The following is a 10272-nucleotide window of genomic DNA, read 5'->3' as shown; positions in this document are numbered from 1 at the left end:
CCGGTTCCGGGGTGCGCCGGTACGGGGAGGGCTGCGGCCCGGTGCCGTCGGCCGGAGGCGGTACGGGGGCGGGTGCCGTACGGGGCTGGGTGGTCTTTTCCGTACCGACTCCGTACCGGCTTCCGTACCGGCTCCGTAGCGGCTCCTACAGCAGTTCCTTGAGCCGTTCCGCCAGCAGGTCCCAGCGCCACTTCCGCTCGACCCAGGCGCGGCCCGCCGCGCCCATCCGCCGGCGCAGGTCCGCGTCGCCCAGCAGGGCGCTGATCCGCTCGGCGGCCTGGCCCGGGGAGCCGCCGCGCACCACCCAGCCGGTCTCGCCGTCCAGCACCGCGTCCGGGGCGCCGCCCGAGTCGCCGGCGACCACCGGCAGCCCGGTGGCGGAGGCCTCCAGGTAGACGATGCCGAGCCCCTCCACGTCCAGCCCGCCGCGGCGGGTGCGGCAGGGCATGGCGAAGACGTCCCCGGCGCCGTAGTGCGCGGGGAGCTGGGACCAGGGCACCGCGCCGGTGAAGCGGACCGCGTCCGCCACGCCCGTCCCGGCGGCCAGTCTGCGCAGCTCCTTCTCGTACGGGCCGCCGCCGACGATCAGCAGGACCGCGTCCGGGTGGGCGGCGAGGATCGCGGGCATCGCCTCGATCAGGGTGTCCTGGCCCTTGCGCGGCACCAGCCGGGAGACGCAGACCACCACGGGGCGGTCGCTGAGGCCGAGCCGGGCGCGGACCGCGGCGCCGCCGGAGTCCGGGTGGAAGGTCTTCTCGTCCACTCCGGGCGGGAGTTGGACCATCCGCGCCGCTGCCTCGGGGCTGAGCGCGCGGGCGATACGGGAGCGGGTGTACTCGCCGAGATAGGTGATCGTGTCCGTGGACTCGCCGATCCGGCCCAGCAGTTGGCGGGCGGCGGGCAGCTGCGCCCAGCCGGCCTCATGGCCGTGGGTGGTGGCGGTCAGGCGACGGGCGCCGGCCTTGCGCAGCGCGGGCGCCATCAGCCCGAGCGGGGCGGCGGCGCCGAACCAGACGGACTCGCAGCCGTGCTCGCGCAGCAGCGCGGTGGCACGTGCGGTCACGCGCGGTGTGGGCAGAAGCATGGTCGTGCGGTCCCGCACGACCCGGAACGGCTGCTCGGCGTCGAACCGGGCGGTCGCCTCGGCGCCCTCCCGGCCGCGCTTCCAAGTGGAGGCGTAGACGATCGTCCGCTCCGGATCGAGCCTGAGCGCCATGTTGTGCAGAAATGCCTGAATTCCGCCGGGTCTGGGCGGAAAGTCGTTGGTTACGATCAAGGTCTTGTGCATCGCCGCCGACAGTACCCGCTCCCGTACCACTGACCGATTGAGGTAGGCATGAAGGCCGCAGCCGTCTGGGTTGCCACCAGGACCATTCTGCTGCTGTGCGTCTTCGGGGTGCTGGTGCTGCCCGGCCCCGATGTCACCTCGGACGTCTCGGTCATCTACCAGGGCTGGTTCGAGGTGCTGCGCACCGGGACGTACCCGCTGGACGACGTCACCTGGCAGTACCCGCCGGCCGCCGCGCTGCCGATCCTGGCGCCGGGCGCGCTGCCCTTCCTCTCCTACCCCCACGCCTTCTTCCTGCTCTGCCTGCTCTGCGACGCGGCTGTCTTCGGGCTGCTGCTATACGCGGGTCGGCGGCCCGGGAAGAGCCCGGCGGGCGCCTGGGTGTGGGTGGCCGGCGTCCCGCTGCTGGGGCCGACGGTGTACGCCCGCTACGACCTGATGGTCACCGCCGTCGCGGTGGCGGCGCTGCTGGCCGGCATCCGGCGCCCGGCGCTGCTGGGGGCGCTGGCCGGGTTCGGGGCGCTGCTCAAGGTGTGGCCGGCGCTGCTGCTGGCCGGCACCCGCCGCGGGCGGGAGACCCTGCGCTCCTGGGGCGCGGGCGCGCTGGCCGGGGCGCTGACCCTGCTGGCCTGTGCGGCGGCGATGCCCGGGGCGCTGGCCTTCCTCACCTTTCAGCGGGACCGGGGCACCGAGGTGGAGTCGCTGGGCTCGCTGGTCTTCCATGTGGCCCGCAACTTCGGCTGGGACGGGCAGGTGCTGCTCAACTACGGCTCGGTGGAGTTCCTGGGCCCGGGGGTGCCGATCGTGTCCCGGGCCGCCCTGCTGCTGACGGCGGCGGTCTTCGGCTGGCTGGTGTGGTGGCGGCTGCGGGCCCGGGAGTTCGGCCCGACCACGCTCGCCGACGCGGCCTTCGCGGCGGTGCTGCTGTTCACCGCGACCAGCCGGGTGATCAGCCCGCAGTACATGGTGTGGCTGGTCGGGCTGGCCGCGGTCTGCCTGGTCTTCGAGGGCAGCCGGATGCGCCCGGCGGCCAAGATGGTGCTGGCCGCGACCTTTGTCACGGTGCTGGAGTTCCCCATCTGGTTCACCCATGTCGTGCACAGCGACCTGTGGGGCATCGTGCTGCTGACGGTACGCAACGGGCTGCTGGTGGCCGCCTCGGTGAGCGCCTGCCGGGTGCTGTGGCGGCAGACGATCACCGAGCCCGGGCTGCGCGAGGCCGCCGTACTGCCCGCCCAGGCCGAGGGCGCGAACCGGGAGCTCCAGAAGTCCTGACGCGGACTCATGCCGCGCGATCATTTCTGATCATATGAGCGCACGTATTGATATGACCTCTGCGGCTCCCCTACCTTCGGGCCACCTTCGGCGAGAAAGGCCCACCGCATGTCCTCTCGACCTTCCAGACGGCTGCCCGCAGCCGCCTCGGGCGCCCTGGCCGCCGCCCTGACCCTGTCCGCCCTGGCGCTGCTGCCCGCCCCCGCCGCCGCCGCGGCCGGTGCCACCACCGTCCACGTCGACTGCTCCCGCCCCACCGCCGGGGACGGCAGTCAGTCGGCCCCGTACAACAGCCTCTCCCAGGCGAGCGCGCGGACCTACAGCCCCGGCGACACCCTGGCCTTCGCGGCCGGCACCACCTGCAGGGGCACGCTGACGCCCAAGGGCAGCGGCACCGCACAGGCCCCGATCCGGATCTCCGCCTACGGCTCCGGTGCCCGCCCGGTGCTCGACGGCGGCGGGGCGGCGGACACCGTCAGGTTCACCAACCAGGACCACTGGGCCGTCAGCGGTCTGAAGCTGACCAACCCGGCCTCGTCCCTGGCCCGGCGTACCGGACTGCGGGTCTCGGTCACCGACGGCAAGGCCCACCGGGGCTTCGACATCGGCGACCTGGTGATCGACCGGGTCGCCGGCCAGACCAACAAGTCCGGCTCCACCTCCGAGGACTTCGTGCAGTCCGCCGCCATCGTCACCGGGGCGAACGGCGGCGCGTCCACGCTCAGCGACGTGCGGGTCCACGACAACCAGGTCTCGAACTCCGGCGGCGGCGGCATCAAGGTGCGCACCGGCTCGATGTCCAACAAGGGCACCGGCGTGCTGGTGGAGCGCAACACCGTCAAGGACGTGGGCGGGGACGGGATCATCGTCAGCTACGCGGACACCCCGATGATCCAGGACAACACCGCCGCCGGGGTGGGCAACGGCGTCTACCCGTTCTCCGGCGGCAACTTCGCGGGCATCTGGGTGCTCGGCGACCACAATCCGACCATCCAGCGCAACGCCGTGTACGGCATCACCCGGATGTCCGTCGCCGACAGCCAGGCGTTCGACTGCGACTGGGGCAACACCGGCACCTGCCTCATCCAGTACAACTTCAGCCGCGACAACATCGGCGGCTTCTTCCTGGACTGCGACGGCTGCGGCACCATCGGCGGCGCCCGCCAGGTGCTGCGCTACAACATCTCCGAGAACGACTGCCGGATGAGCAGCGGCGGCAACGGCCGGTCGGTGACGCACCTCTACAACAACGTCCTGTACTGCCCGGGCAAGAAGTTCGACATCACCCTGGCCGACGGCAGCACGGCCGAGAACAACATCTGGGTGGGCACCGCCGACTCCCGGCTCCCGACCGCCGGGGTCAGCTGGCTGTGGAACGCCTTCCAGGGCGTCCCGCGCCCCACCGCCAACGGCATCGTGGGGGATCCGCAGTTCACCGCGCCGGGCACCGGCGGCAGCACCTTGGGGTCGGCCACCGGCTACCGGCTGCGCTCCACCTCGCCGCTGCTCTCCAACGGCTCGGTCATCTCCAGCAACGGCGGCCGGGACTTCTTCGGCAACCCGGTGTCCGCGACCGCCAAGCCGCACCGGGGCGCCTTCAACGGCCCCGGGGTGTAGCGCTCGTTCCCCGGTCACGGGTGCCCGCCGTTGCCTACCATGGCGATCGGATGACCCGAGACGATCGAAGGTCTCGGGAATCGATCCAGGCACACGGCGTACGGCAGGCATCCGCCCCGGCGGGCGGCACGGGAAAGGGGCCCGATGACCATCTCCGCGCAGGACCGCCGCCGGCGGATCGTCGCCACGGTGCGGGAGACCGGGCCGATCCGGGTGGTCCAGCTCGCCGAGCGGCTCGGCATGCCCGCGGTCACCGTGCGGCGGGACATCGCCGCGCTGGCCGCCGAGGGGGTGCTGGAGCGGACCCATGGGGCGGTCGCCCTGCCGGACCAGGGGCCTCCGGGCTCCGCGGTGAGCGCGGCGGGCCGGACCATCGGGGTGCTGGTGCCGGCGGCCGGCCAGTACTTCGGCGAGGTGGTGGCGGGCGTCCGGACGGTCGCCGAGACGGCCGGCGCCCGGCTGGTGCTGGGCATCGCCCCGTACGGCGCCGACAGCGGCCGGACGCAGGCGCGGCGGCTGGTGGAGTCCGGGGCGCACGGTCTGCTGCTGGTCCCCGACTGGTCGCCGGACAGCGGCCTCGCCGGGGACGACTGGCTCGGCGAACTGCCGGTGCCCACGGTGCTGGTGGAGCGGCGCGGCGACCTGGGCAGCGCGGCCGCGGCGCTGGACTCGGTCTGCTCCGACCACCGCCACGGTGTCTTCCTGGCGCTGCGCCGGCTGGCCGGGCTGGGCCATGGCGCGGTGCTGCTCGCGGCCCGCTCCGACACCCGTACGGCGTACGAGGTCCGGGCCGGGTACGCGGAGGCGGTGCGGCGACTCGGCCTCACCGCGCCACCGGTGGTGGACGTCCCCAACGAGGACGGCCCGGCAGCGGCTGGCGGCATCGAGGCCGTGGCCGACGCCATCGCCCGGGCGGCCGCCTCCGGCGTACGCGCGGCCCTGGTGCACAACGACCGGGACGCCCTGGCCCTGCTGCCGCTGCTGCGGGACCGCGGTCTGGCCGTCCCGCGCGATCTGGCGCTGATCGCCTACGACGACCTCTACGCCTCGCTCGCCGACCCGCCGCTGACCGCGGTGGCGCCGCCCAAGCAGGCGGTGGGAGCGGAGGCGCTGCGGCTGCTGCTGCGGCGGTTCGAGGCCGGCGACGCGCTGCCCGTACACCGCCTGGACCTGCTGCCCGCGCTGATCGTCCGGCGGTCCAGCGACGGAGCCGCCTGACCCTCCGACGGTCGTACGGCGAGGGGGCCTGACCCTCCGGCGGCCGTGCGGCGAAGGGGCCTGACCCTCCCCGGAGGTCATACGGCGGAACGGCCTGACCCTCCGGCGCTGGTGCGGCGAAGCGGCCTGACCCTCGACAGTCGTACGGCGAGGGGGCCTGACCCTCCGGCGGCCGTACGGCGAAGCGGCCTGACCCTCCGACGGTCGTACGGCGAGGGGGCCCGGCCCTCTGGCGGCCATGCCCTCCGGCGGCCGGGCGCCCGGGTCCAACCGGCCGGACCCGCCGGGTGCGTCCTCCCCGGCGGCGTAACCGGGTGGTGGTCGGCCTCGGCTGACCGGGGCCGCCGGCCTCACTGCGGGGTGGCCAGCACCTGGGTCCAGTAGGGGCCGCTCGGGGAGTCGGCGACGCCCACCCCCACATGGACGAAGCCGCACTCCTGGACGGTGGTGCCGCCCTCGGCGCTGTCGCGCCACATCGCGGCGACCTCCGCCGGGTCGTCCTGGCCATGGGCGAGGGTCTCGCCGACGGCGGACCAGAGGTAGCCGGCGGCGCGTACCCGCTCTCCGGTGTCCCGGCCGGCCGCGTCGGTGTTGGTGACATAGCCGCGGGCCGCCATCTCCTCGGCCTGCCGCTGGGCGATCTCGGTCAGCCGGGGGTCGGTGCGCAGCCCGGGGCAGCCGCACTCGGCGCGCAGGGTGTTGACCTCGTCGACGAGCAGCGGCGCGGGCGCGGGCCCGGTCAGGGTGCGCGGGGCCGGCGCCGGGGTGGTGGTGGCGGGGCTCGGGGAGGGCGCCGGTGCGGTGGTGGCGGGCGGGGCGGCGACGGTACGGGGCAGGCTCGGCGCGGTGGGCTCGGCGGACGGGGCCGGGGTGGACGGGCGCGGGGCGGACGGCTCCGGCGCGGGCGAGGTCGCGGGGGCCGGGGGCGCTTCGGCGCCGCGGGTGGGCGGGGGTGCCGGGAGGGCGGAGGCGGGCGGGGTGCGGGCCTGGGGCGGGGCGGGCGGGGCGGCGGGCCACAGGAAGACGGCCAGGGCGGCGGTGGCGGCGGCGCCCGCGGTTATCAGCCCGCCCGCCTTGGCCGCCGAGAGGGCGGCGGGGGCGGCGGCGGACGAGCTGGTGGTGTGGGCCGCGGCCTGGGCCAGCGCCTCGGCGGCGCGCTGCCCGCCGTCGTACCAGGGCACCACCAGGGCGAGCCCGGAGAGCAGGCCCTCGGCCGGGAGCAGGCCCGCGCTCCCGGCGGAGCAGCCGGCGCAGCCGGTCAGATGGCGGGCGACCCGCTTGCGCCACAGCGGGGTGGGGGTGCCGTCCCAGTCCGCCAGCAGCGCGTCCAGCTCGGGGCAGCGCGGCTCGGCGGCCAGGGCGCGGACCACCGCCCGGGCCGTGTCGAGCTGGTTCTTGACCCGCTGCACGCGTACGGCGGCGTGCTGCGGGGTCATGCCGAGCGCGTCGGCCAGTTCGGCGCGGCTGAGCCGGCCGGCCGCCTCCAGCCACCACACGGCCAGCACGTCCCGCTGGGAGTCGTCCAGCCAGCGGGTCGCCTCGGCGGTCTCGCGCCGCTGGCCGGACAGCTCCAGGCGCAGGATGGTGAGGTCGACGAAGTCGGCGGCCCGGTCGGCGGGTTCGTCGGTGTCGGCCAGCGGGGCGGGGCGGTGGCCGAGGGCGGCCCAGCGGGAGCGGACCTGGTTCATGGCGATGGCGAGGAGCCAGGAGCGGAAGCGGGCCGGATCGCGCAGCGCGCGCAGCCCGGACAGCGCCCGGAGCATGGTCTCCTGCACCACGTCGTCCACGTCCGGGTGGCCGTTCAGCGCCCGCCCGACCACGTCGTAGACGAGCGGCAGGTACCGCGCGACCAGCTTCTCCCGGGCCAGGCGGTCACCGCCCCTGGCCTCCACCACCACTGCTTCGGTGCCGTCCACGCCGCCCACGTCACACGCTCACATCGCTCGGATCAGTCCGGGAAGTGTTATCCGCGCCCCGTCCGATGGTCAACCAGTAGGCGGGGCCCACCGGGAACCCGCCGGGACAGTGCTGGGATCGGGAGGGGTCATGCCGAACAGGACCGAGGACGCCGTCGGCTCGCCGGGCGCCGGCGGTGGACCGGGCACGGGCACCGGGGCCGCAGCCGGGGCCAGGACCACGGCCAGGGCCGGGACCGGGATCGCGGCCCAGACAGGGGCCGGGTGCGGGGCCGGGCGGACGGAGCGGGCGCCGGGACCGCCCGCCGCGGACGAGTTCCCGGCGGCGCTGCGGGCGGCGCTGAGCCGGCGCGGGCTGTCGCTGGAGCGGGTGAGCGAGCGGCTGAGGGCCCGCGGGATCACCATCAGCCAGGCCACCCTGAGCCACTGGCAGCGCGGTCGCAGCCAGCCCGAGCGGGCGCGCTCGCTGCACGCGGTGGACGCCCTGGAGGAGATCCTGGAACTGCCGGGCGGGGCGCTGCGCTCCCTGCTGGGTCCTCGGCGCCCGCGCGGCCGGATCACCCCGGTGCGCTGCGAGGACGCCGCACTGCGGTTCTTCGGTGAGGGCTCGGTGGCCGAGCAGCTCATCGGGGAGGGTTTCCGGGACTTCAACCGGGGCCTCAGCCAGCTGGTCATCCACGACACCGTGGTGGTGGGCGAGAGCGGGCGGACGGAGTCGATGGCCGCCACCGTGGTGCTGCGGGCCAACAGCCCCGGCGTGGACCGGGTCCGGTTCGTCCTCGGCTTCGACGACGAGGAGGCGGAGCCGGTGGATGTCCGGGTCAGCAGCGGCCGGCTGCACGAGGCCACCCATGTGCGGGAGCTGAAGTCGATGGCGCTGGACATCCGCTTCGGCCGGGAGCTGGCCAAACTGGAGACGGCGGTGGTGAGTTACGCGGTGGAGGTGAGCCCTTCACGGAAACCGGCCGCGCACTACGAGCGCCGGTCGTCGAGCGGTCTGCACGAATACCTCCAGCAGGTCTTCTTCCACCCGGGGGCGCTGCCCTCGCACTGCCGGCGCTATTTCCGCGAGCAGATCGACTCCCCGCCCCGCGACCAGCAGCGGGTGGTCCTGGACCAGTCGCACAGCGCCCATGTGTTCGCCTCCCGGTGCGGTCCGGGGGTCTACGGAATGGCGTGGGAGCCCGGCGTGTGAGCACACCGCCGGGCCCCTCCGCCGACGCGGGCGGACGGTCCACGGAGTGGGAGGTGGGGGGTCGCGCCACGCACCCGGCGGGGTGTGCGGCGCGCTCGGTGGATACCGCTCCGCGGCGGGCGCGGGCGTGAGCCCGCCGCCGCACCTCCCATCCTGCTCGGCCGCATTCCCCCTGACAAGGATTCAGGGAGCCGTCTTCTATACAGAAGTCACCGACAACTGTCATCGCGACCGCCTCCGATCACCGCCTCAACAGTTCTCGCGAATTCTGTGAAAAACGTTCGCGGCTGATCCTCTTGTTCCTCCGTCAGCTCCGGGTCAGAGTCATGGCGCGTCGAATCCCCCACTCTCGACGCCAGGCACAAGCCGTCGCACCGGAAGGCAGGAGCGCGTAATTCGCGCCCCTTTCTTCCGATATCCCCGCACGGCCTCTTGCCTGATACCGGAAGGAATGTCCGTGCGCATTTCGCGTAAATACGCCCTCGCCGTCTCCGCCGCCGCGCTGCTCTCGGTGACCGCTGTGACCGGCGCCTCGTCGGCCGCCGCGGGCGAGTCCGCCCCGCGCTACCAGCCGGAGATGGTGAAGGCGCTCGCCGCCTCGCTCGGAGTCAGCGAGCAGGCCGCCGTCGAGCGGCTCGACCAGCAGGACGCGCAGCAGCGGAGACTGGCGGGCCTGGCCGGGAAGGGCATAGCCGCCGACGGCGCCTTCTTCTCCTCCGCCGGCACGCTGACCGTCAACGCCGAGGACGCGGCCGGTGCCGCGCGGATCGAGCGGGCCGGTCTGGACGCCCGGGTGCCCGCCCGCGGTGAGGACGAGCTGGAGCGGGTCAAGGCCAAGCTGGACGCGGTGGCCGCCAAGCGCGTCCCGTCCGGCATCGCCTCCTGGGGCGTGGACCTCGCCTCGGACACCGTCACCGTCGAGGTGAACAGCGACAAGGGCACCGCCGCCAAGGCGTTCCTGGCCGAGGCCGCCAAGCACGGCTCCGCGGTGAAGGTGGTGCGCGGCCAGGAGCAGCTGGCCCCGCAGGCCGTGATCTACCCGGGCAGCCAGATGACCTTCAACGGCTACCTCTGCTCCGTGGGCTACGGGGCGAAGGACCGCAACGGCAAGCAGTACCTGGTCACCGCCGGGCACTGCATCGAGGACCTGCCGGTGCTGAAGTTCAACGGCACCCGTTTCGCCAAGGGCACCCACAGCCGCTTCGCCGTCGGCACCCGCAGCGTGGACATGGGCGTCGCCGCGATCGACTCGGGCAACTCCATCGCCACCAGCGTCGGCACCTGGGGCAACGGCAGCAGCGTCGCGGTCCGGGGCAGCAGCCGGGCCGCCTCGGGCGCGGCGCTCTGCAAGTCGGGCCAGACCACCAAGTGGACCTGCGGCACGGTCGGCTCGTACAACATCTCGGTCACCTACAAGGACCAGAACGGCGGCCCGGACACTGTGGTGAGCGGGCTGGCCAGCTCCAGCGTCTGCACCGAGGGCGGGGACAGCGGCGGCGCCTACATCTCCGGCAACCAGGCGCAGGGCATGACCTCCGGCGGGCCGATCGGCCAGAAGTGCACCGGTGGCGTCAACTCCCGCGGCTCCTCGTACTTCCAGCCGCTGGACGACGCCCTCAGCTACTACGGGCTGACCCTCAACACCAACTGAAGCCCGCGCCCGTAGCGCCCCAGGGGCCGTCCGCCCCACCCCGCGGACGGCCCCCCCCGCGGGCGGGGGGCGCGGGGGGGGGGGCGGGGGGCCGGCGGGGGGCCCGGGCGGC

7 protein-coding genes are annotated in these 10272 nt (G+C 74.4%); 5 read left to right on the top strand and 2 right to left on the bottom strand.

From position 1 onward, the window contains the following. Nucleotides 1-145: 145 nt before the first annotated feature. Complete coding sequence (locus tag ABZ945_RS32805) at nucleotides 146-1288, bottom strand: glycosyltransferase family 4 protein (protein ID WP_361277100.1); 1143 nt, start codon at nucleotides 1286-1288, stop codon at nucleotides 146-148. Nucleotides 1289-1336: 48 nt separating this feature from the next. Between ABZ945_RS32805 and ABZ945_RS32800 the strand changes: the two genes are divergently transcribed. The 3 genes from ABZ945_RS32800 (at nucleotide 1337) to ABZ945_RS32790 (ending at nucleotide 5398) form a co-directional block, all read left to right on the top strand. Continuing rightward, a complete protein-coding gene (locus tag ABZ945_RS32800) occupies nucleotides 1337-2563 on the top strand; it encodes a glycosyltransferase family 87 protein (protein WP_361277098.1) in 1227 nt (408 codons plus the stop codon). A gap of 108 nt (nucleotides 2564-2671) precedes the next feature. Continuing rightward, nucleotides 2672-4180, top strand: coding sequence for a right-handed parallel beta-helix repeat-containing protein (locus ABZ945_RS32795; RefSeq protein WP_361277096.1), 1509 nt, complete (start codon nucleotides 2672-2674; stop codon nucleotides 4178-4180). Nucleotides 4181-4324: 144 nt separating this feature from the next. After that, the gene (locus ABZ945_RS32790) at nucleotides 4325-5398 is read left to right on the top strand and encodes a substrate-binding domain-containing protein (protein WP_361277094.1); all 1074 of its coding nucleotides are present in this window, start codon (nucleotides 4325-4327) and stop codon (nucleotides 5396-5398) included. A gap of 350 nt (nucleotides 5399-5748) precedes the next feature. Here ABZ945_RS32790 and ABZ945_RS32785 read toward each other — a convergent pair whose 3' ends face one another. Beyond that, the gene (locus tag ABZ945_RS32785; protein ID WP_361277092.1) at nucleotides 5749-7323 is read right to left on the bottom strand and encodes a sigma-70 family RNA polymerase sigma factor; all 1575 of its coding nucleotides are present in this window, start codon (nucleotides 7321-7323) and stop codon (nucleotides 5749-5751) included. 121 nt (nucleotides 7324-7444) lie between these two features. Here ABZ945_RS32785 and ABZ945_RS32780 point away from each other — a divergent pair, with 121 nt between their 5' ends. Beyond that, nucleotides 7445-8509 carry a helix-turn-helix transcriptional regulator gene (locus tag ABZ945_RS32780; protein ID WP_361277090.1) on the top strand — a complete coding sequence of 355 codons (1065 nt, stop codon included), beginning with the start codon at nucleotides 7445-7447 and terminating at the stop codon, nucleotides 8507-8509. Nucleotides 8510-8966: 457 nt separating this feature from the next. Then, nucleotides 8967-10160, top strand: a complete 1194-nt coding sequence (locus ABZ945_RS32775) for a S1 family peptidase (RefSeq protein WP_361277088.1) — start codon at nucleotides 8967-8969, stop codon at nucleotides 10158-10160. Nucleotides 10161-10272: the final 112 nt, after the last annotated feature.

Source organism: Streptomyces sp. NPDC046887, from assembly GCF_040644755.1.
Lineage (GTDB): Bacteria > Actinomycetota > Actinomycetes > Streptomycetales > Streptomycetaceae > Streptomyces > Streptomyces lichenis.
Note: the sequence above shows the minus strand (reverse complement) of the source record. Positions and strands in the feature narration are given on the sequence as shown.